The 26,084-nt window shown below is 38.0% G+C and carries 26 protein-coding genes, 1 tRNA gene and 1 pseudogene; 13 read left to right on the plus strand and 15 right to left on the minus strand.

The genetic code is table 11. From position 1 onward, the window contains the following. A pseudogene (locus VB711_RS21650) lies at nucleotides 1-338 on the plus strand (hypothetical protein); the annotation flags it as partial. Here VB711_RS21650 and VB711_RS21655 read toward each other — a convergent pair. The 8 genes from VB711_RS21655 to bchL form a co-directional block, all read right to left on the minus strand. Continuing rightward, nucleotides 335-589: an AbrB/MazE/SpoVT family DNA-binding domain-containing protein gene (locus tag VB711_RS21655; protein ID WP_323288369.1), complete on the minus strand. Its 255-nt coding sequence runs from the start codon at nucleotides 587-589 to the stop codon at nucleotides 335-337. The pseudogene VB711_RS21650 and the gene VB711_RS21655 overlap by 4 nt on opposite strands. 37 nt (nucleotides 590-626) lie before the next feature. After that, a complete protein-coding gene (locus tag VB711_RS21660) occupies nucleotides 627-1,100 on the minus strand; it encodes a DUF29 domain-containing protein (protein ID WP_323288370.1) in 474 nt (157 codons plus the stop codon). Nucleotides 1,101-1,252: 152 nt separating this feature from the next. Further along, entirely contained in the window at nucleotides 1,253-2,071 is an 819-nt protein-coding gene (locus VB711_RS21665) for a hypothetical protein (RefSeq protein ID WP_323288371.1), read from the minus strand. A 166-nt stretch (nucleotides 2,072-2,237) separates the two neighbouring features. Next, a complete protein-coding gene (locus tag VB711_RS21670; RefSeq protein WP_323288373.1) occupies nucleotides 2,238-2,528 on the minus strand; it encodes a DUF2442 domain-containing protein in 291 nt (96 codons plus the stop codon). 3 nt (nucleotides 2,529-2,531) lie between these two features. Next, nucleotides 2,532-2,828, minus strand: coding sequence for a DUF4160 domain-containing protein (locus VB711_RS21675; protein WP_323288374.1), 297 nt, complete (start codon nucleotides 2,826-2,828; stop codon nucleotides 2,532-2,534). Between the two features lie 131 nt (nucleotides 2,829-2,959). Further along, on the minus strand, nucleotides 2,960-4,363 hold the full coding sequence (locus VB711_RS21680) for a ferredoxin:protochlorophyllide reductase (ATP-dependent) subunit N (protein ID WP_323288375.1): 1,404 nt from the start codon (nucleotides 4,361-4,363) through the stop codon (nucleotides 2,960-2,962). 217 nt (nucleotides 4,364-4,580) lie between these two features. Further along, a complete protein-coding gene (locus tag VB711_RS21685) occupies nucleotides 4,581-5,189 on the minus strand; it encodes a DUF5331 domain-containing protein (RefSeq protein WP_323288377.1) in 609 nt (202 codons plus the stop codon). A gap of 27 nt (nucleotides 5,190-5,216) precedes the next feature. Then, nucleotides 5,217-6,083, minus strand: coding sequence for a ferredoxin:protochlorophyllide reductase (ATP-dependent) iron-sulfur ATP-binding protein (gene bchL / locus VB711_RS21690; RefSeq protein WP_323288378.1), 867 nt, complete (start codon nucleotides 6,081-6,083; stop codon nucleotides 5,217-5,219). A 637-nt stretch (nucleotides 6,084-6,720) separates the two neighbouring features. Between bchL and VB711_RS21695 the strand changes: the two genes are divergently transcribed. From VB711_RS21695 to VB711_RS21710, 4 genes are all read left to right on the plus strand, one after another. Next, nucleotides 6,721-7,464 (plus strand): DsbA family protein, encoded by a 744-nt coding sequence (locus tag VB711_RS21695; RefSeq protein ID WP_323288405.1) that lies wholly within the window; start codon nucleotides 6,721-6,723, stop codon nucleotides 7,462-7,464. Nucleotides 7,465-7,544: 80 nt separating this feature from the next. After that, on the plus strand, nucleotides 7,545-8,240 hold the full coding sequence (locus tag VB711_RS21700) for a CAP domain-containing protein (protein WP_323288379.1): 696 nt from the start codon (nucleotides 7,545-7,547) through the stop codon (nucleotides 8,238-8,240). Between the two features lie 65 nt (nucleotides 8,241-8,305). Next, entirely contained in the window at nucleotides 8,306-8,518 is a 213-nt protein-coding gene (locus VB711_RS21705; RefSeq protein WP_323288380.1) for a hypothetical protein, read from the plus strand. 105 nt (nucleotides 8,519-8,623) lie between these two features. Then, a tRNA-Gln gene (locus VB711_RS21710) sits at nucleotides 8,624-8,695 on the plus strand. A 132-nt stretch (nucleotides 8,696-8,827) separates the two neighbouring features. Here VB711_RS21710 and VB711_RS21715 read toward each other — a convergent pair. Together VB711_RS21715 and mnmG are read right to left on the minus strand one after the other, a co-directional pair. Further along, nucleotides 8,828-9,937 carry a hypothetical protein gene (locus tag VB711_RS21715; protein ID WP_323288381.1) on the minus strand — a complete coding sequence of 370 codons (1,110 nt, stop codon included), beginning with the start codon at nucleotides 9,935-9,937 and terminating at the stop codon, nucleotides 8,828-8,830. Between the two features lie 111 nt (nucleotides 9,938-10,048). Further along, nucleotides 10,049-11,992: a tRNA uridine-5-carboxymethylaminomethyl(34) synthesis enzyme MnmG gene (mnmG, locus tag VB711_RS21720; RefSeq protein ID WP_323288382.1), complete on the minus strand. Its 1,944-nt coding sequence runs from the start codon at nucleotides 11,990-11,992 to the stop codon at nucleotides 10,049-10,051. A 459-nt stretch (nucleotides 11,993-12,451) separates the two neighbouring features. On the opposite strand from mnmG, the gene VB711_RS21725 reads away from it, so the two are divergent. Then, a complete protein-coding gene (locus VB711_RS21725) occupies nucleotides 12,452-13,834 on the plus strand; it encodes a hypothetical protein (RefSeq protein ID WP_323288384.1) in 1,383 nt (460 codons plus the stop codon). A gap of 117 nt (nucleotides 13,835-13,951) precedes the next feature. On the opposite strand, the gene VB711_RS21730 is transcribed toward VB711_RS21725, so the two are convergent. Both VB711_RS21730 and VB711_RS21735 read right to left on the minus strand, forming a co-directional pair. Beyond that, nucleotides 13,952-14,791, minus strand: a complete 840-nt coding sequence (locus VB711_RS21730) for a tetratricopeptide repeat protein (protein ID WP_323288385.1) — start codon at nucleotides 14,789-14,791, stop codon at nucleotides 13,952-13,954. A 638-nt stretch (nucleotides 14,792-15,429) separates the two neighbouring features. Next, a complete protein-coding gene (locus VB711_RS21735) occupies nucleotides 15,430-16,350 on the minus strand; it encodes an alpha/beta hydrolase (RefSeq protein WP_323288386.1) in 921 nt (306 codons plus the stop codon). A gap of 282 nt (nucleotides 16,351-16,632) precedes the next feature. Here VB711_RS21735 and VB711_RS21740 point away from each other — a divergent pair, with 282 nt between their 5' ends. From VB711_RS21740 to VB711_RS21750, 3 genes are all read left to right on the plus strand, one after another. Continuing rightward, nucleotides 16,633-17,598, plus strand: coding sequence for a 1-acyl-sn-glycerol-3-phosphate acyltransferase (locus VB711_RS21740; protein ID WP_323288387.1), 966 nt, complete (start codon nucleotides 16,633-16,635; stop codon nucleotides 17,596-17,598). A gap of 346 nt (nucleotides 17,599-17,944) precedes the next feature. Then, nucleotides 17,945-19,183, plus strand: coding sequence for a DNA cytosine methyltransferase (locus tag VB711_RS21745; protein ID WP_323288388.1), 1,239 nt, complete (start codon nucleotides 17,945-17,947; stop codon nucleotides 19,181-19,183). Further along, nucleotides 19,156-20,130, plus strand: coding sequence for a Bpu10I family restriction endonuclease (locus VB711_RS21750; RefSeq protein ID WP_323288389.1), 975 nt, complete (start codon nucleotides 19,156-19,158; stop codon nucleotides 20,128-20,130). Before VB711_RS21745 ends, VB711_RS21750 begins: the two co-directional genes overlap by 28 nt. A 161-nt stretch (nucleotides 20,131-20,291) precedes the next feature. On the opposite strand, the gene rdgB is transcribed toward VB711_RS21750, so the two are convergent. Next, nucleotides 20,292-20,861, minus strand: a complete 570-nt coding sequence (gene rdgB / locus VB711_RS21755; RefSeq protein WP_323288390.1) for an RdgB/HAM1 family non-canonical purine NTP pyrophosphatase — start codon at nucleotides 20,859-20,861, stop codon at nucleotides 20,292-20,294. A gap of 119 nt (nucleotides 20,862-20,980) precedes the next feature. On the opposite strand from rdgB, the gene VB711_RS21760 reads away from it, so the two are divergent. After that, nucleotides 20,981-21,112 carry a hypothetical protein gene (locus VB711_RS21760; RefSeq protein WP_323288391.1) on the plus strand — a complete coding sequence of 44 codons (132 nt, stop codon included), beginning with the start codon at nucleotides 20,981-20,983 and terminating at the stop codon, nucleotides 21,110-21,112. Here the strand turns inward: VB711_RS21760 and VB711_RS21765 are convergent. Further along, complete coding sequence (locus tag VB711_RS21765; RefSeq protein ID WP_323288392.1) at nucleotides 21,109-22,551, minus strand: phosphoglucomutase/phosphomannomutase family protein; 1,443 nt, start codon at nucleotides 22,549-22,551, stop codon at nucleotides 21,109-21,111. The genes VB711_RS21760 and VB711_RS21765 overlap by 4 nt on opposite strands. A 74-nt stretch (nucleotides 22,552-22,625) precedes the next feature. Next, on the minus strand, nucleotides 22,626-23,495 hold the full coding sequence (rsmI, locus tag VB711_RS21770; RefSeq protein ID WP_323288393.1) for a 16S rRNA (cytidine(1402)-2'-O)-methyltransferase: 870 nt from the start codon (nucleotides 23,493-23,495) through the stop codon (nucleotides 22,626-22,628). 139 nt (nucleotides 23,496-23,634) lie between these two features. On the opposite strand from rsmI, the gene VB711_RS21775 reads away from it, so the two are divergent. The 3 genes from VB711_RS21775 (at nucleotide 23,635) to VB711_RS21785 (ending at nucleotide 26,012) form a co-directional block, all read left to right on the plus strand. Continuing rightward, nucleotides 23,635-24,516, plus strand: a complete 882-nt coding sequence (locus VB711_RS21775; protein ID WP_323288394.1) for a sugar kinase — start codon at nucleotides 23,635-23,637, stop codon at nucleotides 24,514-24,516. A 43-nt stretch (nucleotides 24,517-24,559) separates the two neighbouring features. Continuing rightward, entirely contained in the window at nucleotides 24,560-25,408 is an 849-nt protein-coding gene (locus tag VB711_RS21780; RefSeq protein ID WP_323288395.1) for a 3'(2'),5'-bisphosphate nucleotidase CysQ family protein, read from the plus strand. A gap of 280 nt (nucleotides 25,409-25,688) precedes the next feature. After that, entirely contained in the window at nucleotides 25,689-26,012 is a 324-nt protein-coding gene (locus VB711_RS21785; protein WP_323288397.1) for an RNA-binding protein, read from the plus strand. The last annotated feature ends 72 nt before the right edge of the window (nucleotides 26,013-26,084 follow it).

Consider the following 26,084-nt stretch of genomic DNA (forward strand, 5'->3'; position numbering starts at 1 on the left):
TAGCACAAAACAATAATGAATGGTTGTCTTCCTTACCATCATCTATTGTAGATCGTAATGAGATAAGCTGGGGTTTGTTTGGAGGAAATCCTACACCATTAACAGGTAGATTTGAAAAAGAAGCATATCAACGACTTCCCCAAGTATTTGCAGTCATGGAATTAATGATTGAAACTAACAACAGATTTGAATCTTACCAAACAGAAATACAAGCAATATCTCAATTAGGAATTAGTTTTCATGAATGGTTGCAATTAAAACCATCTACAGAACAAAAACCAGAAGGTGCAGAATTAATGTTTATTATTCCTTCTCAACCTTTAGAATTACCTGGTTAAAACTGTATTTTCTCAACACCTTGACGAATAGCATCTTCCATATCTTCCAGCGTTGCAGGTTCACCATAATATTTTAAACAACCTGCAACATCATCTAATTTAGTTTCTGGAAAAGGATTCTTAGGCTTTAACAAAATCCCATCACCCATATCAATAATCACAAATTCCTGATCAACATTCCAATGATAAGCTTCCCGTAAAGATTCAGGAAGAATTATCTGTCCTTGAGGATATAATTTTGTAACTTCCATAAATTTAAATTTTTCTCAATAATTTAAACTATTAAAATTATAATATATCTCCATAAAAATCTTCATCTAGTAACTGTTCTAAAGTAAAAGGAAAATCAAGAGGATATTCTGATTCATCTGGTTTTCTGACTCCCAACTTAGCATTTTTGCTTTCTTTAATTGCCAGTTTTCTAGCATCAGCATAAGCTATAAAAATTACTTCATGAAGATAATTTTTAAAAGAAGGATTTTCTTGTAAATCTTTTTTAATTCTAAACCGATGTTCAGTAATAGAACTGTACCAAATTCCTTTCATCATTTCAGGAGCATCAGATTGAACAGTTAACTTGAGTAAGTGAGCAATTAAAATTGTTAAATTACTCAAGAAAGACCGTTTTTCCGATTTACCCATATCATCCAGTTCTAATAGTAAATGTTCCCAATCAATATCATTAAAATGTTTTTCTTTGATTTGTGTAATGAGAGTTTCTCGCCAAAGATTAAAATCTTGTTCATATAGTTGATGATTCATATAACTCTATCCACTAAATTAAAAGGATAACTTACCAATTATAACATCTCTCTCCGCGTCTCTGCGTGAGAAAACAAAAAAAGGACGAAGCAAACGTTAAAAAACATTAGTTATTTCCTTCTCTATTCCAACCATTTAATGTATTAAATAATCTAAATTAATTGGAAACCTCCTAAATTTAACAAAATTTGAGCAAATGGAGATTTTTCACAGTTAGTAAAACCTACTGTTAAATAACTTCTTTTAAATTCCTTAAATCCTGGTTGATTATTAAGAATAACGTAAGGTTCAAGAAATATTTTAGAATTGCCTCCATATACTATATAGTTTCGTTCATAACTGTGATCAATTTCACAACCGTAAGGAATAAAACAACTTATAATAATATAAATTTTTTCATTTTTGAATATAACCAACTCAGATAAATTATCATAATTTTCTCTTTCATAATCTTCATAATTTCCAGATGCTATTAGAAAAATGGGACGCTGTGCTTTAATAGCCCTGTCTATCAAATGTATTTTACTTACACTTGTATTAATTGCTAATTCTTCTCCATCTTCAACATTAAAATGTGGACAATATCCTGCTGTTGCGACTTGATGAGTTTGAATATAAACTCCTCCAAGTGATAATTTAGGCTGAGGAGGGACAGCTTTTCTATTGAGTTCTGGCTGATAATAATTAATAGCTTGCCTTTCTAGTCTCCTGAGATTTTCTGTAAGGTTGGAAATTCTATTTAATAAATCTTCAGTGACGACTCGATAACGTATAACAGCATTTTCGATTTCTTCAAATTCTGACTGACGATGATGATTCAGGTGACGATTTCTTAAATTATGAGAAAGCCCTATATACCTGACCGGGGAATCACTATTACCTACATAATAAATACCAGGTTTTGTAGGTAAATCTTTACGTTGACAATATGGCAAGAATGGCATTTTTTTGTAATTGAGATTTAGCTTCATGATTTTCAATTTATATTTTGATATAGTACAATTTATAATCTTATACAATTAGCGATTGTAGCAACTTATAAATTCTCTAAATACACCTGCAACATCATCTAACTTAGTTACTGGAAAAGGCTTTTTAGGTTTTAATAAAGCTGATTTAGTTGTGATAAATTCTAACTTAATGGGAAATTTTGACATATTGATTTCCATGATAAGTAGAAATAGATTCACCAGTAATTACAGAATAAAGCACATCAGGATCTAAATCTGCTCCATTATCCCAATAGATTGTTCCCCATTCAGGGTTAACTTTAACAGTTTTAAAAAATGCTAAATCTTGTAAAGGTTGAAAAACTCCAGTAAATTCAATTAGTTGACTAACATCAACAATACCTTCTTTTCCATCTTCAAATTTTAGATAAATTTGATAGTTATTTTGAGGAATGACTTCTATAATATCTTGCAGCATAATTTACTCTAATGGTTCGATTTTCTCTAAAGAATTATTTTGTCTAGCCAAATTCCAGTTTTTGAGAAGTTCTGATTTGTGTAGTGCTGCCCATTCAATTACTAAACCTAAAACTCTAGGACTAAGTTTACCTTCTAAAATTGATAATGTTTCTATATTAATAATTGCCTTTTGTTGATTATAACGGACGTGAAAATGTGGTGGAGGATGATCATTATAATACATGGTAATAATAATTCCTAAAAAACGGCAAACTTCCGGCATTCCATCACCTGATAATATATTTTTTGTAATCATCATATTCTAAAATATTCTCTTCCTCTGTGTCCTCTGCGCCTCTGCGGTATGTCTTCGACACGCTACGCGAACGTTATTTCATAAACAAAAAAAGGACGAACTAAAAAGTCCGTCCTAAAATTGCCGAAAAAAACCTAAATCTTCGCTTCTTCTCTCACCAACTTATCCCAACCCAAATCCTTCAAATTATTATTCCTTCTTAAAGGACGAGTTACCAACTCCAAAATGTCACGGGTATTACCAAAACCGTGAATTTGAGCAAAGGTAAACTCTACAGACCACTTAGTATTAATACCTCGTGCTTCCAGTGGGTTAGCATGAGCCATACCAGTAATTACCAAATCAGGTTTCAACTCATAAATCCGTTGAAGTTGATTGTAATTATCAGGCTTCTCCATAATTGTTGGTAGAGGTGAACCCATTTCTTGACAAGTCTTTTCTAACAAAGCCAACTCAGCAGCTTGATAACGCTTGTCCATGTAAGGAATACCGATTTCCTGAACAGTCATTCCACAACGAATCAAAAACCGCGCCATGGAAATTTCCAACAGGTTATCACCCATCAAAAACACAGACTTACCACGAATCAATTTCACATAATCTTCCACACCAGCCCATATCTGCGCTTCCCGTTCATCTAAACCCTTGGGTGTAATTCCAAACACAGAACAGATTTTTTCAATCCAAGCGCGAGTTCCGTCGGGACCAATGGGGAAAGGTGCGCCAATTAGTTTACACTTGCGGCGACGCATTAAGGTTGTAGCGGTGCGACTGAGGAAAGGATTGACACCAGCGACATAATACCCTTCTTCTAAAACAGGTAATTCTGTAAAGCGTTTTGCAGGTAGCCAACCAGAAACTTTAATCCCTTGTTTCTTCAATTCTAAGGTTAATTGGGTGACAACTGGGTCAGGTAAAGAACCAAATAAAACCAAAGGTGGATGATCTACATACTCAGATTCATCTTGGGCGATATCTTCTTTTTTCCTGCCGAAATTCATCAGCTTCTGAATGGCGTTACGCTCGCCTTTTTCAGTTTCCGATACTGGGGACTTTTCAGGACAACGATGAGCCATAGCAGCTAACACAGTGTCCTCTCCTTGGGTAAATGCGTAGTCTAGTCCGTTAGCACGAGCGACAACAATGGGAATACCCAAATCTGCTTCTAACTTGGGTGCTAAACCTTCTAAATCGGTTTTAATAATTTCCGTGGTACAAGTACCAATCCAGACAATTACACTAGGATTGCGATCGCGCTTAATTTGCTCACATAATCGTTTCAATTCTTCATAATCATTCAACTGGGCTGAAATATCCCCCTCTTCCAACTCAGCCATAGCATAACGGGGTTCAGCAAAAATCATCACCCCCATGGCATTTTGCAGAAAATAACCGCAAGTTTTAGTCCCAATTACCAAAAAGAAACTATCTTCAATTTTTTGATATAACCAAGCCACACAACTAATTGGACAAAAAGTGTGATAATTGCCAGTTTCACATTCAAAATTTAAAGCTTCAGGCTGTTGAGCAACAGTCATTTTAATTGTTCTCCCTTTAATATTTAAAACAAACAAAGTAGGTAAAAATAGGAGTTAAAAAGCGATTAGAAATGGCGGTTAGAAACCGCGTCTACATAGGTAAAAACTAGATAATCCAAGGATCTCAAGCACCTTCTTAGTCTGCGGAGGCAGACTTTGTTTGTGTAGCCGCGATTTATAATCGCCAGGGCTAAAAATAACCCCTAACTCCTATTATTTAGTTATTGGGAAAAAGACGAGCCATTTCCGATTCATCAAACACACCAGATGATAGTTCTTCTGACAATAAATCGTTATTCTCTTGCCCATCTAACAACAATGTTTCATCACTCCAAACATCAGATAACACATCACTAAAGGCAATCTCATCCGGTGGGTTCAAGTCATCAGCTTGATCATCTAAATTCCCAAAACCATTGATATGATCATCGTTTTGAGTCACACCCTGTTCTCCAAAACCATTGGTTGAAGACTGATTTTTAGGGTTACTGTCAGTTACAACATCAGACTCACTTGTGTATTCTCCCAGCGCTGTCATACTCAAACGATTACCGAGAGCAATATCTGGGTCAAAATTCAAATCCAGCACTTCAATCAGAGTATCCGCATCAGGATTCAGTTTAGCGAAAGGAGACATTAACTGCGCTAGTTTCGGTTCTAGTGCATTTACTACTCCCAGGATGAGGTAAGAAGGTGGTCGTTTACCGCCGTCAGGGGTGTAAACCGACTCTACAGCCATTTGGATGGTGATCCAGTCACGATTTACTTGAAAGAATTGTAACCACTTTTGTCTTAATGAGTCCGTAAAACTGGTAAAGAATGCCATATTTCCATCCTGAGAGATAATAATGTTTTATACCATCATTAAGTCTAATTCCTCTTCTGCCTTAATGACCTGTGGTTTACTCGGATTTAGATAAAAATCTGATAGTAAAGAGAAAAGTTCACGGTCAGGAGCATCATTGGGAACTACGCCTTCTGGACGTGATAAAATTTGATCGGCGATACTGAGGTAATAGTCGCAAACGTACTCCAGAGAAGGATCTGATTCTGCCATTTCAAACAGAGTCTTGCCTTTGACGCGGGAAACACGGATATCTTCTATTAAAGGCAATACCTCTAAAACTGGCATTGGTACTGCTTCTATATATTTTTCGATTAAGTCGCGCTTGGAGGTGCGATTACCAATTAATCCAGCTAGACGCAAGGGGTGTGTGCGGGCTTTTTCACGAACTGAAGCGGCAATGCGGTTAGCAGCGAATAAAGCATCAAAACCGTTGTCTGTAACAATTAAACAGTAGTCTGCATAGTTAAGAGGGGCTGCAAAACCACCACAAACAACGTCACCAAGTACATCAAATAAAATTACATCATATTCGTCAAAGGCATTTAGTTCTTTCAATAATTTTACTGTTTCACCAACAACATATCCTCCACAACCAGCACCAGCAGGAGGTCCACCAGCTTCTACACAATCAACTCCTCCATAGCCTTTGTAGATTACGTCTTCTGGCCAGACATCTTCGTAGTGATAATCTTTTTCTTGCAAGGTGTCGATAATAGTGGGTATCAAAAATCCAGTTAGTGTAAAAGTGCTGTCGTGTTTGGGGTCGCAGCCAATTTGTAGAACTTTTTTACCCCGTTTGGCTAAAGCGACAGAGATGTTGCAGCTAGTTGTCGATTTGCCGATTCCACCTTTTCCGTAAACTGCTAGTTTCACTTTATTTTGCCTCTTATTTGTTGTTTATCAAAGTTGCGGCTCAAACATTCGCTTTAAGCTGTATCCGGCTTTAGCAATTTGTTTAGGTCTGTGAGTGCCATTATTGTCCAACTTGGCTGGAAAGAAAAGGGGGGTTGTTTTTGTAAAACGAAGTAATAAGGTTTAAAAAAGAGATAAATTGATTTTTTACGCTAGAAAGTTCATAATTTGCTGAAACAATCTTAATTGATATTACAAAAAGCTATTTTATAATTGTTTTTTATAAAAATGGGTACAAAAGACAAAAAATATAAATAGATATACTTGAATGGTTTCCATAGATTTATCTCTATAGATGCCTAGTGTTATTTGGATGTGCTGTTGTAGAGAAAAAACAGAGATAAGTCTTGTCAGCAGTAGGTTAGGAATAAAGTTTGGGCTATGGGTTAGAGATAAATTACTGGTTATGAAAGTGGGTTAAGGTAACTGAATGTATTTATATGCCCTTTGTTTGTAAATAATTATCTCATATTAAATTTAAATCCCTGGTTGTACCAAAAAGGTTTGGGAAAGTAGGAATATAAATTTTTGTGATTTCTAATATAGCGCACTTTTAAGCAATACTGAAGATATTGTTAATTTTTCCTGAATGTATATGATGTTCAATATTCTGCCAAAACTGCGTATCTGGATAGCCTTGGGCTTATTCTGTTTGAGTCTTAGCTGGTCAATACCAGCCCAAGCTGATACTTCCATCAATTCCCAACTTGAGCAACAAGTATTAGAAATTATTCGCAATCATCCACAAGTAATTATTGAATCGGTTCAAAAATATCAGCAGTCTCAACAACAAAAAGTACAGGAAAGCAGACAGACATTTTTACAGGATTTTAAGACTAATACTCAAGCAGTAATTGGAGAATCTCCTACTACGGGTGCAAAACAATTAAAAACTGTGTTGATAGAGTTTTCTGATTTTGAATGTCCTTTCTGCGCTCAAGCTCAAAAAACTTTAAAAGACTTATTAGAAAAGTATCCAAATCAGTTAACATTGGTTTATAAACATTTTCCTTTAAGTCAAATTCATCAACAAGCTTTACCAGCAGCTAAGGCGGCATGGGCAGCCCATCAACAAGGTAAATTTTGGCCTTATCATGATGCCCTATTTACTAATCAAAAACAACTGGGTGAAACTTTGTATTTAGATATTGCCAAAAAATTGAAATTGAATTTAACTAAATTTAATCGCGATCGCTCTTTGGCTGATACCGCCATTCAAAAAGACATACAACTCGCTGAACAGCTAGGTTTAGCAGGTACACCAGCTTTCTTGATCAACAGCAAAACTGTTTCTGGCCCTGTTAGATTATCAGATGTTGCTGGTATACTAGAGCGTGAGTAGGGGAGTTTTGGTGGGCATTGCCCACCCTACAAAATAAAACTAATATTTTATTAATTATACACCAATTAGGAGTAAGTTAAATGTTTAATTTAGGATTTCGAGTATTGCTACCTATGGCGTTAACAATTGGTTTTTACTATCAGTTATTGCCCAATCAACAGATCAAACCTGATGTAGCCCCAAATAATACCCCGACTTTATTAGCGCAAGGAAAAAGTTATCTTTCTCCATTGGAACAAGCAGTGGTTTTTGAAACTAACAAAGTCCGAACAAATCCTAAATCATATCTTCCGATTTTAGAAAATTATCGCCGACGGTTTCAAGGTAATCGAGTCAAAATTTCTAATAATACTTATTTAATTACCCAAGAAGGAGTAAAACCAGTTGACGAAGCGATCGCATTTCTCAAAACAGTGCGTCCAGTAGGTGCGTTAGTTCCCTCCAAAGGAATGTCATTAGGTGCAAGAGATCACGTCAAAGACCAGGGAAATAAAGGCTTATTAGGTCATGATGGTAGTGATGGTAGCACTCCTTTTATTCGGATTAATCGCTATGGAAAATGGCAAAAAACCGCAGCAGAAAATATCAGCTATGGTATAAACACAGGACAAGAAATCGTCATGCAATTAATTATTGATGATGGAGTACCATCGCGGGGTCATCGCACCAACATTTTTAACCCGGCTTTTAAAGTTACAGGTGTAGCCTTCGGAAGTCACAAATCCTACAGAAATATGTGTGTCATTACTTATGCTGGCGGATATATTGAAAAATAGTAGCTAATTTCCAATTGATAGTGTATGATGGGGATTAGATGTGAAAATCTAAAACCATAAACATTATGCGCTTAAAAAGATGGGAATCTCCCCGTCGGGAAGGGAGAAACGATAAAGGTCGTGGTGGTTCAGCCAGAAAACGCCAACTGAAAAAGCAAAGACAGATGCTACTCCAACAACTCAAAGAGTCCAAAAAAGAGAATAACAACCAAAACAACAGAAAGGGGGAAATTGAATTTACTCCCTTTTTTTTGTCCATTCTGGGCAAAGTAGCATAAATTACTATATATCTAGGCAGTAAATGTATTTTTCCTAAAAAAACCATCAAAACCTACTTGACACAATTACAAATACACTGTTATATTGTATGGAGTCTGAATTGATGGGGCGTAGCCAAGTGGTAAGGCAGTGGGTTTTGGTCCCGCCATCCCTAGGTTCGAATCCTAGCGCCCCAGTTTTAAAATAAATCAAGAAAACTTTTAATGCTTCCTTGGGTAGGAGAAAGGTGTAGTTATTTAGAGATAGAATTGAGCGATCGCTATGAGTTATCAAAACCCCAGTATTAAAAGCGATCGCAAATGAACCAATTATAGTTTTTGTCCAGCGTAAATAGAACGCACTTCACCATTGCGACGAATTAAAGCTTCACCATTCACCACTTCTACCAAAGTCCAGCCAGTAGAACCAATATTTTCTCCTATATTAATGCGGCGAGTTACACCGTTGATTTTAAACAAAGCCGCAGATTTTTGACCTAATTCTAGCAATCCCTCCAATTCAGCCAAAACAGCAGGGGAATAAGCCTGTTCTGGGTTAGTTTTGGATACGGGTGCTGTAGCAGTGGGTAGTTTTGGTGGGACTATTCCTAGTTGCTGGGGATTGGGTATAGTTGGGATAGCCGCAGTTGCAGGTTTTTCTGGTATTTGCCCAACATTAGGAGGAGTCGGAATTACCGGGACTTGTGGTTGACCGTCACCTACAGTTGGTGCATTTTGATAAACAGGGATATAAATCCGTTCAACAACATTAGGACGAGTTGGAACTGGTAGTCCATAAGGAGATGGGGGTAAATATCCCATTGCTTGAGTGTTAGGGAGAGCTAAAGCTGTTGTTTGGTTAAGATTAACATTGGGGAATCCAGCTTTACCAGATATTTGATTATTCGTTACCTCTTGTTGGTCGATGACTGTTAGCGCTTCCAACATATAGTTTACCAAGTCAGCATGAGCATCTGGCTTGATGGGAATAGGTGGTTGGGGTTGGGTTGTGGGCAAATTTAAAGTAGTGAACTGACCAGATTCATTAAAGTAAAGTATAGCAACCATACCCAAGCTTAACGTCAGTCCCAAAATTAGTAGTTTACCCAGACCACTACTTTTTTGTGGGTTTTTGGTACTAATTGCAGTCACGGTAGGATTGCTGACTACAAGGGTACTACTTGGTTTGTGTTTAAGTGATACAGTCCCCTGGTTTGGTTGCTGTGATGTCGGTTCTGAAAACACGTCTGGTATAGTTACCGTCACTGTTTTTGGAGGGTGAACAGAAAACTTCTCTCCAGTATCTAGAATGTTGTCAATATCAGTAAACAATTCATCCATCAAGCCTTCAGCGTAAGTTTCTATCGACCAAGGCTCGTTGGTGTTGATATCATCTGGTGGTTCGGAAATAATGAGATAGGTACTAGCTTGAGATGTCATGATCTTTTGGGTTGTGGCTGCTAATATGGGGAAACAACACCCCTAATGCCTGGAATTGATCAAATTAAATTATAGTTGTAGATCATACCAGTCTGTTGCTTTATACTATACTCACTCTTGATCAAGTTTGGTGACAGATAATGGTGATAACTGCCGTTGGTTATGGGTTTTAGGCATTTCTAAAAAAATTAATAAGGCGTTAATATCAGCAGGATTAACTCCACCAATGCGTGCAGCTTGACCAATTGTTAGGGGTTTGACCTTGGTCAGCTTTTCTCTGGCTTCTTTAGAAAGGGTATCTATGGCTGTGTAGTCTAAATCAGCAGATAATTGACGGTTTGCTTGCTTGGCTGTTTGGTCGATTTGGTGTTGTTGTCTAGCGAGGTAGCCAGAATATTTAATGTCAATTTCTGCACCTTCTTGTTCTGCTTGGTTGAGGGTGGGGTTATGGAGTCCGTATTTTGCTAAGTCGAGATAATGGAATCCTGGTCGTCGGAGTAGGTCAGCGAGGGTAATTGAACCTCTGATGGTTTGTTGACTTTCAAGAGCGATCGCTCTGCCAATTTCATCTAATTCTTTAATTCTGGTACAATACAATCGTTCTTTCTCTGCCGTAATTTGTTCTTGCTTACTGGTAAACAAATTCCACCGTCTATCATCAATCAAACCCACTTCCCGTCCCAAAGGTGTCAAGCGTTGGTCAGCATTGTCAGAACGTAGCAGCAACCGATACTCAGACCTGCTAGTAAGCATCCGGTAAGGTTCTCGTAAATCCTTCGTACACAAGTCATCAACCAAAGTCCCAATATAACTTTGCTCACGGGGGAAAACAATCATTTCCTCACCCCGGACAAATCGCGCTGCATTAATTCCCGCTACTAAACCTTGGGCTGCGGCTTCTTCATAACCTGTTGTTCCATTAATTTGTCCCGCACAAAATAACCCCTCTACTTTCTTGGTCATCAAAGTCGGGTAACATTGAGTTGCAGGTAAATAGTCATATTCTACCGCATAAGCTGGACGCAACATTACACAATTTTCCAGACCCGGAAGACTCTGCAACATCAGCAATTGGAGATTTTCTGGCAACCCAGTCGAAAAGCCTTGGATATATAATTCAGGAATATCTCGTCCTTCTGGTTCAATAAAAATTTGGTGGCTTTCTTTATCAGCAAAGCGCACAATCTTATCTTCAATACTAGGACAATATCTTGGACCCTTAGCTTCTACCCAACCACCATAAACGGGGGAAAGGTGTAAATTTTCTTGAATTAAACGATGGGTTGCGGCTGTGGTACGGGTCATGTAGCAAGGCATTTGTTCCCGTTCTACCCACACTTGGGGGTCGAAACTAAACCAGCGAACTTCTTCATCTCCTGGTTGAATTTCCATTTTACTGTAGTCTACTGACCGCCTATCTACCCGTGCGGGTGTGCCGGTTTTCAATCTACCTGTTTCAAATCCCAACCGATTTAAAGTTTGTGTCAACCCTTCTGCGGCAAACTCTCCAGCCCTACCAGCGGCCATTGATTTATTGCCTACCCAAATCTTACCACCTAAAAAGGTGCCAGTGGTTAAAATTACGGCTTGACATTGAAAAGCGACACCAAAATAAGTTTCTACGCCAATAACTTGATCATTAGCCCCCAAAATCAAGTCTGTAACCATGCTTTCCCGAATTGTCAAGTTTTCTTGATTCTCGACAATGGCTTTCAAAACTGCGGCATATTCTCTTTTATCAGTTTGCGCTCGTAATGCCCACACAGCAGGACCCCGTGAAGAGTTGAGGACACGTTTTTGTAGGTATGTGCGGTCTGCCATTTTGCCAATTTCCCCTCCTAAAGCATCGACTTCATGGGTTAATTGGGATTTAGCGGGTCCACCTACGGCTGGGTTACAGGGTTGCCAAGCGATTTTATCTAGGTTAAGGGTTAAGAGCAGAGTCCGACAACCGAGACGAGCAGTAGCAAGTGCAGCTTCGCAACCGGAGTGACCTGCACCAACTACAATTACATCATAAGCGTCTTGAAATTCAACAGCATTGTGCATAGTCATAAATAGTTAGGAATTTAAAATTAAAATTTAAAAAAGCTAGTTACTGTCAGTATTTTAGCGTATATTTCAGAGGCGGTGAAAAGAGTCGTCGAGAGAGAGTTATTTTTTGATTGTAAGGTAAATATAAACAAATATGATGGTTTTACCTTATTCCTGGGTGGCAACTTGACATTTTTATAGTATTGATGTACTATAAGATTAGTAAGGGACAATTAATTAAGAGTTACGCACTGTACAAAATGCGGATGATATGTATGAACAAAATTGCCTAGTTTCAGGCTTTTGGAATCCCATATTAGTGCGGTGCGTCAGATAGAGAAAATCTGTTAGATGCTGAATTATCGGGTCTGACGTGGTTGGTGAGCTTGCCGAACCACACCCTACAAGAGATAAAAATTTCATCAGAAGTTTTGTAACTACTCAATTGCAACCATCAATTTACAATGAAAGAGGTTTGCTATGTCACAAGTAAATCACAAAATTTCCCTGTTAGAACTTATTCAGATTTTATCGGAATATCGTCAAAATATCATTTTGAATTTACATAAATTAAAAGAAGATTACCAGAGAACTGGCATTAAACGGGTGAGAGGTGTCAGAGATATAAATGGGAATTTAATTACTCCTTGGTTAGAAACAGAAGATATCTATGCTGGTGATTTTGTGCAGATGGGTGTATTTGCTATAAATCGTAATACCGCTACTATTAATATGTTGGTGAAGCGGAAAGTTAAGTTGGTGAAAGCTGAAGATAATACACCAATGATTGAGGTTGCAGGTTTGCTGGCTAATAATTTGGATAATTTTAATAATTATACCATTGTCAAAGATGGGAAAGTTCATGTTTCAGCTTTAAATATCAAAATCAGCAACAAGAAAGTATTTGATTTATTGCAAGCTAAAGGTGTAATTAGTGCTGATAGATTTGATTTCAATTCCGAATACACAATTGAGTTAGATAATTTACCATTAGTTCCTGTAAATTTTAATTTTGGTAGCATTGATGGTTTATTTAGTCAATTAGCAGAGATAAAAGTTGTCACGAGCATTCTATCTGCTCTTTTACGTCATGAATCAGATGTATTTGTTGGTAATCAGGTGGAGGAATTAAGAGAACATTATTTATCGAAAAAGCTCTATCTTAATTTTCCGACAACTCAAGAATATCCTGATCAAATTGATGCTCATATCAGTTATAAAATCGACATTGGTAGTCAAGATATTCTCAATTTGGGTAAATTATATTCTGCTAACCAATTTTTGGCGAGGAGATACGAAGCTTATGACAAAGAAACTGGGGAAATTTTTATTAATCCCAGTTTTGAAATAGCATTTCAGCCAAATATAGCTTTTCGACAAAAGGAAATTTCTTCAAGGATGAAGATTACCAAAGTTGACGAATTGATGAAACCGATTTTTGATGATTTTTTAGGAATTAATGAAAATGGTAGAATCAAAGAAATTTTGTCTAAAGTTGGGGCTGAAAATTTGGTGTTATTTTTACAAGCTCAACAAGCTGGTAAAATAGTAAATAAAGAAGAAATAATTGAGGAGATGACAGCAGCAAAGATAAAATTAGAGGAATATGTAAATCAGATTTATCAGCAAAAAATTTCTCCCTTGGTATTTTATATTGGTTGTACAGGTTTATTACCTCAGCAAATGACAGCGCGGAAAATGACTGCTAATGAATTAGCTGCTAAATATCCTCATTTACAGTTTTCTAAACATGAGCAAGAGGGAACATTTTTTGTAGTTAGTGATAGCATTATTAGCGTTTATCCTCAAACTGAATATTACAGCAAGAAGTCATTTGTTAATCCTGAATCCCTTATCCCATAAGGTTTCATATTCTTCACTCCTCCTCCGCGCCTCTGCGCGCCAGTTGCTACAAGTCGGGAAACCCGCCCAACGCAATGGCTTGTCTCTGCGTGAGATAAAAAATATTTAACTTACCCCTTACCTCAATTCCTGGATATTTTTCATCACCTGTTGATATAAACCTCTATTACCTTCTCTGTCAAAAATAGACGCTGCTCGCTGTAGGTCTTGTAAAGCTCCCCGCTTATCTCCTGTGGCAGCACGGGCGTTACCGCGATTGTTGTAAGCGGCTGCAAAGTTGGAATTGAGACGAATTGCTTCATTATAATCAGCGATCGCTTTCCTTGGTTCTCCCTTAGCAGCGTAAGTATTGCCACGGTTGTTATAAGCAATAGAATAACGAGAATTAAGGCGAATAGCTTGGGTATAATCCTCTAGGGCTGCATCTTTATTTCCTTCGTTAGCGCGGGCATTACCACGATTATTGTAAGCCTCGGCATAGTTAGGGGCTAGACGAACTGCTACATTATAATCAGCGATCGCTGCTCTGTAATCCTTCAACGATGCGCGGGCATTGCCCCGATTATTGTAGGTTTCTGCATCATTAGGATTGAGACGTAAAGCCTCATTATAATCAGCGATCGCTGCTTCTCTGTTACCTAGATCAAAATATGCCAGTCCCCTACCCTTGAAAGCCGGAGCATATCTAGAATCAAGACTAATGGCTCTATTATAGGCAGCGATCGCACCTTGGGAGTTCCCTTTTAAATGTTGGGTTTTTCCTTGAATATAAAACTCTCCAGCCTTGGAATTACTAGCTAAACGTCGATTTGGAGGACTAACCCCCACTTCTGTCACCAATACGTCCTGATTATTCGTACACGAAACACTTATAATCCCAGTTAAAGCCGTAAACATAGCTATAGTTAGTGCTTTGCCTACGCTTTGGAGTTTGTCTACAAATAACCACCATGTCATAATTTTTTATCAGCCATCACACCTAGAAGAAATTAGCCCTAAAATCTATTGATTTTTTTAACTCCTAAATACTTCTAACCTGTGGTAGAAAATTCAGGTAAGTTGACTAAATTACCTCATATTTACTAGGCTTGTTTAACTTCTCTTCATAGATTAAACCAGTTATTACCTAAATTTCTGTATAAAAATTTTCAAAGCATATTTTTCTTTTTTGGTCATAAAAACCTTTTGAATTTTTGAAATACAGGTAATAGTTGGATTTTGGTGGGCATTGCCCACCCTACAAACAATTTTTTAGATATGATATTCTCAAAAAGAATACAGGAGTCAGGAGTCAGGAGTCAGGAGTCAGAAATTAGAAATTAGAAATTAGAAATTAGAAATTAGAAATCAGAATGAATTAGACATCTCCAGAAAAGAATGTAGAGCCGAGAATCCCTACCCATAGAACGTCTCTACAAGGGATCTAGGAAACGTATGTTTAATTTTTGGAGGTGTCTATTATGTACGGCTGGCGGATGTATAATTGGGTTTAAGACCCCACCAAATCATAGATTTTGTGGTCAATCAGAAAGTGGTGAGTATGAATCCCCCACTAATTTATTCTGACTCCTGGCTACTGACTCCTGACTCCTTCTTCAATGATGATTACTAGAACTAATCACCTGTTTTTGTGAAAGGGTTTCTATTTCAGAAAATAAATGTTGATCCATCCAATTGTTTAAGTCAGTCATCACTTCACAATAATTGATATCACATTGCAAATCGTGATAAGCTCCTGGATATTCAATGCGTAATTTATCTGGGTAAGTGACTCGCTGATAAAAAAGTTCACTTCCTGCGGGTAATGCTACACTATCAGCACCACCATGTAAAATTAACAGAGGTAGTTGCCATTTGTCGGCATGAGTGTGAATCCAGGAAACTGTAGCAAAAAATTCTGTAGATAAACGGGCTGTGGCTAGGGTATGACGTAAAATATCTTGACTGTAAGTAGCTACAACTTTTTCATCCCTTGAACCAGCAGTTGCATCAAGTCCAGTATTGAGGGTGAAACGCGGATGAACTCTAGAAAGTATTTTACCTAAAAGTATACGGCTAGGTGATACCCCAACTTTACCGATGCTTGGTGCTAAAACAATTACACCTTTAAGTAAAGAAGCCTCTTCAGGGTAGCGCAGAGCGTAATCTAAAACGATTAAACCACCCATACTGTGACCTAAAATAAAAATTGGACTTTTTGGTTGTTGTTGTTGAATAAACTTGAGGAAGACTTGGACATCATTGCGAAATTCAGACCAGGTATTAATATAACCTCGTTGACCTGGAGAACGTCCATGTCCACGCAAGTCTAAACCGTAAACAGCGTATTGTTTAGGTAGTAAATGCTCAACTACATTGGTGTAAAGTCCGCTATGTCCTCCAAGTCCATGCACCACTGCTAATATAGCTTTTGTGTCACCGTGGGGATGCCAACTTTGGTAATACAAGTTTAAATTATCAAAACTTTTAAATGTGCCTTCTTGATGAGACGCTATACAATCGCTTTGGTAAATCATAAGCCATTAAAATCTCAAGATGATAAAAACCAATTTTGATCAGCTTCTTGATTGCTGATCCGGTGGAAATTAAATGTGGGACAATTGTAAAGTTAATTTTTACGTTTTTGTTTCAGCAAGCTACTAGCCTATAAAGGTATATTGTACGGTATTGGCAGATTAGTTGGATAGTATACAGATGGAAATAGGAGGAAAATGCGGTTAATGATTAGTAATTGAGAGCATTTTTGGGATCTGACACAATCAAGTTGAGTTTTTATTTTTGAGAAATTTGAACTGGTTATGAATAATTTTTCCAGCGATTCTTCTCCTCAAGTCCAAATTGATCAAGTAGCCTCTCAGGGAAATGTAGACTTAATATTAAATGATGCAGCTATCAAACGGGTAAAGGAAGGTTTAGCAGCAGCAAGCGATCGCTCTGTGCGTCAAACCATAGAAACTGTACTCCATCAGCTTTCCAGCATTGATCAGCAACATTCAGAACCGAGAGTTGATTCTCATATCAGACGTTGTGTAGTGCGATCGCTCATTCATGCTTTATTTAAAGTAAAGTTACAAAATAGAGAAAAAATACCTCAACAACCTGCTATCTTAGCTATTAACCATCTCCACCATATCGACCCTTTACTCTTATTAGCAGAATTACCTACTCAACCATATTACTACATTCTCGGTGATGCTCGTACTCTTTATAATAAATGGTGGAAACGCCTGATTTTAAACTTTGCAGGTGGTGTAATTCCCTTAGAACGGATTTGGAAAGAAGAAAGCGCGGTGATTGCTGCGGCTCAAGCAGGACAAAAAGACCTCCAAGAATTAGCTACAGCCATCGAAAAAACAGTACATCCTGGTGGAGATATTCAAACATTACGTCAAATAGACCGAATTGTACAGGCAATTTTAACCCGTGGAGATAGTTTAATCCTCTTTCCTGAAGGAAAATTAGGGACTACAGAAGGGAAAATACATCCTCTAAAACGAGGGACTGTAATTTACGCTTTGCGTTCTGGAGTACCAATTGTACCCATTGTTTTAATTGGAACTTATGATTTGTTTTTGAGAAAGGAGTTAACTATTAAGATTGGTGAACCTTTATATTTTCCTTCCACCACCAGACCCAAACGACAGGAAATAGACGTAGCTTTAGCAAAATTACAGCAAGAATTAGTGGCTTTATTACCTACAGATTATCAAGAACCACAGGGGATAAAATTATTAAGATATTTCCTCAATCATATTTTATGGTGAAAAATTCTCCAACTCACGCAGAATTTAGATAAGTTTAAGTAGGTGGGCTTTTGATGTAAACTACAGTAACATCAATAATTTCCGAGGAAATCGCGCCCAAACACACAAAATTAACATACTAGACTATATTATTACTCATGATAAGGCGATCGCATTTATTTTACTATGAACTAAGAGCGATTCCTACGATAAGGCACTCATTTACTGTCAAAAAAATAATATCTTTAGTAAAGATACATTAATCCTTGAGTTCTTTCTTTAATATTATGATAATCTGACAAGGCTTTATTAATTTAACAAATTCCCCATTACTTTATAATTTCAGTGCTAGATACATCAAACGTTTATGAAAATAGACAAATCTGTTGCTATTGATTTATTTGCTGGTGCAGGCGGCTTTGGTTTAGGTTTTGCAATGGCAGGTTTTGATATTCCCCTGTCTATTGAAATTGATGCTTGGGCTTGTGATACGCTCCGTTATAACCACCCTGAAATGACCGTGATTCAAAGTGATATTCGTGATTTTCATACTTTAAGTAGTGTTAAAAAAATATGTCTCTCCAAACCAGATATTATTATTGGTGGACCTCCATGTCAAGGTTTTAGTATTGCTGGTCCAGCCCAAAAAGACCCAAATGATCCTAGAAATAGTTTGTTCATTAATTTTGCCCAGTGGATAAGTTTTCTTGAACCTAAAGCATTTATTATGGAGAACGTAAAGGGTTTACTTTCACGCAAAAATAGTGAAGGAATAAAGGTAATAGATATTATTAAGAAAACTTTTGAAGAACTTGGATATTTTATAGAAGTATGGTTACTTAATTCTTCTGAATATGGTGTACCACAAATTAGAGAGCGTGTTTTTATTGTTGGAAATAAACTAGGCAAAAAATTAGGAAGTCCTCAAAAAACGCATTCCCTAGATTTATTAAAAAATAATATATGGCAATTATCCCTCGATGAAGTAAATTTAATTCCTTCTGTTAGCTTATGGGATGCAATATCAGATTTACCACCACTTAATGCGAGAGAAGGTAAAGAAGAACAACCCTATATATTAGAATCTCAAAATCAATATCAGCACTGGATTAGAAAAGGTAGTAAAATTCTTTACAATCATGTAGCAATGGAACATTCTCAGCGATTGGTAGAACGTTTTAAACAAATTAAATGGGGTGAATCTAGTTCAGATGTTACCACAGAATACGGTGCTAAACGCCGTAGTGGAAATGGTGAATTATCTCATAAAACTTATGATCAGAATAATAGGCGTTTACATCCATGCAGACCATCACACACGATAGCAGCTTCTTTCTATGCAAATTTTATCCATCCTTTTCAGCATCGTAATTTGACCGCTCGTGAGGGTGCGCGTGTCCAATCTTTCCCTGATTCTTATCGTTTTTTAGGAAAGAAAACTGTTGTATCTCATAAGTTATTACAAAGGGAAAATAGATTAAATGAAAAGTTCCTTTGCCAGTACAATCAGATAGGTAATGCTGTACCACCGATTCTAGCTAAAGCAATTGCTATTCATCTTCAAGAAAAATTAAAACTATGTCCACAACTGATAGAAACCCCTTAGTTCATGGTTCAAATCTCGAACAAAAGGAAAATCATCGCAAAAAATACAGAGATATTGAAAGCAGAAAATTTCTCCAAGAAATTAGAATTGAGTATGATAAATGGCATTTAGCAAATATTGAATTAGTCGGTCCAACATCAATACCTACAGAAAATGATGATGCGATTATTTCTAAAAGAGTAGAACTTTTATCAAAATATAAAGATTTTTTAGATCAACAACATTATGCTGAGAAGTTTGACTCTCGCTCAAATCTTCACTCTAGTGTATTGGAAGAATTTCTTTATTATTTATTTCGAGATTTAGCAAAAGATTTTGGAAAAAATACTCTCATTGGGAAATCCCATACTTTCAAAGATATTTTCTTTGTTCCTCCGAAATATGCGGAAATGCTGAAACGTCCCTATGCACGTATTGAAAAGAAAGACCATGATTTTGTAATTGGTGCAACTATTGAAGTGTCATTTGAAGCAGTTACGCCACCAGAAGAAGAAAATTCAGGTGAAATGCTTACACTTCTTAAAGAAGAACCAGACAACTATTCAGATATTACAGTTACAGGGAACATAGAAACTCATATTTTTGATATTCCAGTCATTGTCATTGAATGTAAAACCTATCTTGATAAAACTATGTTGGAAGGTTCATCACGAGCCGCAGAAGATTTAAAAGCAAGAAATCCAAATAGTTTATATATTGTATTAATGGAATGGATAAAGTTAACAAGTGATGTCAATCTTCGGAAATACAAGGTTGATCAAATTTACGTGTTACGTCAGCAGAAAAACACGGATCGAGAATTTAGGTATGAAGAAACTTATGTTAAAAATCCAATTAATCCAAATGTAGTTCAACATTTATTTAATAAGGTACGGAAGCATTTAACAATGGACTGGACTGGTGGAATTGAGTATGGGATACAGCGAGGTTGGTTAATTGAGGAATAAGCTAATACCGGAAGGCGAAAGTCAAAAGAAAGGCAGTATAGGCTTTTTAGGAATTTAAAATGGTTGGTTTATTTATGCCGTGTTGTACTAGGAGTAAAGACGTTCCATGGAACGTCTCTACATGGGTAGGGATTAGCATCAAATGATTAACGATGTTAAGTCTATGAACTCAGGAATACAAGAACATTCTTTAAAGCATTACCACGATGACTAATTGACTTCTTCAAATCCGGTGACATTTGGGCAAAAGTCAGTTTTTTTTCTGAAACATAAAAAATCGGATCATAACCAAAACCACCTGTACCACTGGGTGCATAGAGAATTTCACCGCGACAAATACCTTCAGATTGAAAAACTATTTCACCTTGAGGATTTGCAACTGCAACTGCACATAAAAACTGGGCTTGACGATTTTCTGTATTACCTAATTCTTTTAATAACCTAGTAATACGTTCTGTGTCAGTGTTGCCGTAGCGGGCAGAATAAACCCCAGGCGCACCATTTAAGGCATCTACAGCTAAACCAGAATCATCAGCGATCGCCCATTTTCCTGTCGCTTTGGCTACTTCAGAGGCTTTTAAACAAGCATTTTCAGCAAAGGTTTCACCAGTTTCTTCTACATCTAAATCTTCCGGTTTAAGAATTAATTCCCAACCAGAATCAGCTAAATAAGCTTGCATTTCCCGCAGTTTACCGGGGTTTCCTGTGGCTACAACGAGTATTTTATTCATAGAAAAATTGTCTGAATCAGGATTTCCAGGATTTAAGGATGAACAGGATGAAGTCTGGGATTTGATCACCAATTACGATCACGGATTTAACGGATTACACAGATGACACGGATTTGAAGATGATCCAATTACCAATTACCAATTACCAATCACCAATCACCAATCACCAATCACCAATCACCAATCACCAATCACCAATCACCAATTACCAATTACCAATCACCAATCACCAATCACCAATCACCAATTAATTAGATTCAGCCCAATTTTTTGCCCAAGCTAGGGTTTCATGGACTTGTTCTAATGTGGGTGCTTCGCAATAAAGACGTAAAACTGGTTCAGTTCCACTAAAACGAATCATTAACCAACTTTGATCAGCTAGACGGAATTTGTAACCATCAATAGTTTTGCAATCAATCACAGCTAAACCGGCAATTTCTGTTAAAGGTTGACTTTCTAATTGTTGTAATAACTTACCTCTCACTTCCATGCTGGCTAAGGGTAAATCTATGCGATCGTAAGCTGAGGAGAAATTGGTTTGCTGTTGCAATTGGCGATAATATTCACCCAAATCTAAGCCTGATTCCACCACTGCTTCTAACACATACAATGCAGATAATAAAGCATCTCGTTCGGGAATATGACTACCGTAACCAATTCCACCAGATTCTTCACCACCCAATAATACCTCAGTGACTAACATTCTATCGGCAATGTATTTATAACCTACGGCAGTTTCAAATACAGGCAAATTTAGTAAATTCGCCACACGGGGAATTAAATCAGAACCGCTAACTGTTTTGACAATTTCGCCGGTGAAGTTGCGTCTGCGGGTGAGGTGATCGATTAAAATCGGGATTAAAATTTGGGAACTGAGGAAATTAACATCTTTATCTACTGCGGCTATGCGATCGCAATCTCCATCGAAGACTAAACCCACCGTTAAACCCGAATTATAAGTTTCTCGATGAATGTTCATCACTGCAAATAACTTAGAAAGGTATTTTGGCAACGGTTCGGGCGCACCACCACCAAAAAGCGGATCGCGATCGCTATTAATTTCTTTAACTTTTTCACCCAATAGTCTGGCCAATCCCCCAGCGGATGCCCCGTGCATGGCATCAACAAATACTGTTAACTGATCGGTAGCGATCGCCTGTCTAATTTTCTCAATATCAACTTTACCTTCTAAAGCTTGACAATAACTTGGCCAAGGATCAAACTCCTCTTGTTTACCAGGAATAGCCGCCGGTGGTACTTCTACCCCTAACATTGCTTCTATTTCCTTTGTTACCTCTGGTGGAACTGAACCGCCAAAAGCACCTTTAACCTTTAATCCTAAATACGCGCCGGGATTGTGACTGGCTGTAATTACCAAAGCCCCTAAAGCATTAAGTTCTTTTGCAGCCCAACTAAAAGCCGGAGTTGGCGCAAAGCTTTCGCTAAATAACACATCAAAACCCACAGCAGTCACCGCATCAGCCACAACCTGGGCAAATTCTTCAGCCATGAACCGGCGATCGTAACCAACAATAATGGTACGGCTACCGACTGTAGGAAAATAAGTTTTATCTAATACTTGGGCGGCTACAGTTGCGACTAAAGCTAGGCGTTCAAAGGTAAATTCTTCACCAATCACACCGCGCCAGCCATCTGTTCCAAACTTGATTGGGTTAGTTACAACTGGCATAACAAATATCCTAAATTTATCACTGAGAATTTTAGCATTTTCTTCACACAAATCTAATCAGGGAATTTTTGAGGCTATTCTATAGAAAACTCAGAACTCAAATCAATAGAAAGGGCTAACTGATATAATTGACGACGAGAAATAGAAGTATCCTTTGCTAATTGCCGACTTGCTTGCGATCGCGATACACCCTGTTTTATCATCTCTACTAATTCGGCTTTGAGTTCTGCTTCTGTTAATTGAGGTGTAGTAGCTGGACTCCCTGCCACCACCAAAGTATATTCCCCTTGGGGTTCCCTTTCCTTGTAGTGGGCGATCGCTTGGGTAATTGACCCCCGCCAAAATTCTTCGTATAATTTAGTTAGCTCTCGTGCTATGACAATAGAGCGATCGCTCCCCAAAACTGTCCCCAAATCTGCTAAGGTATCCCTCAACCTGTGGGGAGATTCATAAAAAATCAACGTCCTAAGTTCAGCTTGCAACAACTCCAAACATTCTCGCCGTTGTTGACCCTTGGCAGGTAAAAAACCCTCAAAAATAAACTTGTTCGTTGGTAGTCCAGCCGCACTCAAAGCCGTTATTGCCGCACTTGCACCAGGAATCGGTACAACCCCTATCCCCTCTTCAACACAAGCCTTCACCAACTCATATCCAGGGTCAGAAATTCCCGGCATTCCCGCATCACTAACCAGAGCGATCGCTTTCCCATTTTTCAACTCTGCCAACAATTCTGGGATACGACTATTCTGATTATGCTCATGGTAACTCAATTGGGGCGTTTTGACCTGAAAATGTTGCAGTAATTTTCCCGTGTGACGTGTATCCTCAGCCGCAATCACATCCACAGTTTGCAAAATTCGCACCGCCCGAAAAGTGATATCTTCTAAATTACCAATAGGTGTACCAACAATATAAAGTGTTCCTGGTTTTGGCTCGGTTTGCATAAAAATTATATATTATGACTACATAAAAAAGCGTTGCATAATTGAAGATGTAGAGACGTTCCATGGAACGTCTCTACAAGCGTTTTGACATCACACAAAATCATTTTCATACATGAAATCAGCATCAGCAATAAAAATAATGGAAAAATCTGCCCTATTCGTCGGTTTAACGACCCTAGATTTAATTTATCTCGCAGACTCACCACCGCAAAATAATCAAAAGTTAGTCGCTACAGACTATACAGTAGCAGCCGGGGGACCAGCCACAAACGCCGCAGTTACCTTCAGCTATTTAGGAAATCAAGCTATCCTCCTCAGTGTACTGGGTTCTCACCCCATGACACAGCTAATTCGCACAGATTTGGCAACCTTTCCGGTGACAGTGATTGACCTAGACCCCAGCAAAAACACACCACCACCAGTTTCTTCCATTATCGTCACCCAAGCCACGGGAGAGAGAGCAGTCATTTCCATTAATGCCGTCAAAACTCAAGCCAATAGTAGCAGTATTCCCACAGATATTTTATCTAATGTAGATATTGTACTAATTGATGGTCATCAAATCGCCGTTAGTAGAGCGATAGCTACGCTTGCCGCAGGCACCGCGCAAATAGCTAAAACTCAGCATATCCCAATAGCGATCGATGGTGGTAGCTGGAAACCAGGATTTGAACAAATTTTACCCTTTGTCGATTATGCTATCTGTTCCGCTAACTTTTATCCACCCAACTGTCACAACATACAAGATGTTTTCGCCTATCTCCATAGTTTTAACATTCCCCACATCGTCATTACCCAAGGGAAAAACCCCATTCAATACTCAAATCATGGTAATCACGGTTTTGTCAATGTTCCAGAAATCCAACCAGTTGATACACTAGGGGCTGGAGATATCTTCCATGGTGCTTTTTGCCATTATATCCTCCAAACAAACTTTATTGATGCCTTACAACAAGCTGCTAATATTGCAACTGAGGCTTGTAAATCTTTTGGCACTCGTCGCTGGATGGAAATAAGCTAAAAACCCCATCACTCACATACCCATTGGCTCAATTACAATTAAAATGAAAGACTTACAAGATATCCTAAAAATTACCCGTCAAATAGGTTGGGGTGCGGCTGAAATACTGCGTTCTTATTACAATGGAACTGCACAATACCCAGATTTAGATATCCAATATAAACAAAATGAACCAGTCACCGTTGCAGATTTAGCAGTCAGCCAATATATTTTAACACAGCTAGAGACAGCTTTAGGAAATCAAGACTTTGGTTATATCAGCGAAGAAACTTATAAATCTCAACAAGCTAGAAATACCCATGACTTAGTTTGGATTATTGACCCTTTAGATGGAACAAGAGACTTTATCAACAAAACAGGGGAATATGCCATACACATAGCTTTAGTTCAACAAACACGACCAATTTTAGCAGTCGTAGTTGTCCCAGAAACAGAAAAACTATATTTTGCTACCAAAGGTAATGGGACTTTTGTGGAAACAGCTAATGGTACAAGTCCTATAAAACTTCACCCAGACAAAAAAATTGAGGATCTAACTTTAGTTGTCAGTCGTTCTCATCGCAACGAAGAGTTAGAATATTTACTGGAAAAGTTACCCTGCAAAAATCAAAAAGCAATTGGTAGCATCGGGTGTAAAATTACCGCAATCATCGAACAACAAGCAGATGTTTACATTTCTATATCAGGCAAATCTGCACCTAAAGATTGGGATATGTGCGCTCCAGAACTAATTTTAACAGAAGCTGGTGGCAAATTCACTCACTTCGACGGCACACCATTACAATACAACACAGACGACATTCACCAATGGGGTGGTTTACTAGCCAGCAATTCCCAAGATCATGAAATTTTGTGTCAGTTAGCAGAAAAAACTTTAGGAAGTTCCAAATAAAAAATCTCACTTCGACCCTTCGACAAGCTCAGTGACCACTCAAATCCTTATTCCTCCATGTCGCGCCTGTAGAGACGTTCCATGGAACGTCTCTACAACGGGGGGAATCCCCGCAACGCACTAGCTTCTCTGCGCCTCTACGGTTCCTTGGCAAAAATGAACACAATTAGCAGCTTATGATATAATTGATTGTATAAGGATTATTTTCGGTTGAGTAAATCGTTTTATATGAGTCTCTCCGAATCTAACTCACTACACTCTCTGATTTGGGAGACCATCAATGTCGATTTACGTTGGAAATTTGTCCTATCAGGTTACAGAAGAAGACCTAAAAACCGCCTTTGCTGAATACGGAAAAGTCAGTCGTGTACAGCTACCAACCGACCGAGAAACAGGTCGTGTCCGTGGTTTTGCATTTGTAGAAATGGAAACCGATTCCCAAGAAGAAGCGGCCATCCAAGCACTAGATGGTGCAGAATGGATGGGTCGTGATTTGAAGGTAAATAAGGCTAAACCCCGTGAAGAAAGAAGCGGTTCTTCTCGTGGTGGTTGGGGTGGCAATAATCGCGGTGGTGGTGGCGGCGGTGGTCGCAGTCGTTTTTAAAATACTAGAAAATTTTACTTTTAGCTGAAAAAGTAGAAACCTCTCACCTGCCTATGGGGTAGGTGATGAGAT

Source organism: Cronbergia sp. UHCC 0137, from assembly GCF_034932285.1.
GTDB lineage: Bacteria > Cyanobacteriota > Cyanobacteriia > Cyanobacteriales > Nostocaceae > Cronbergia.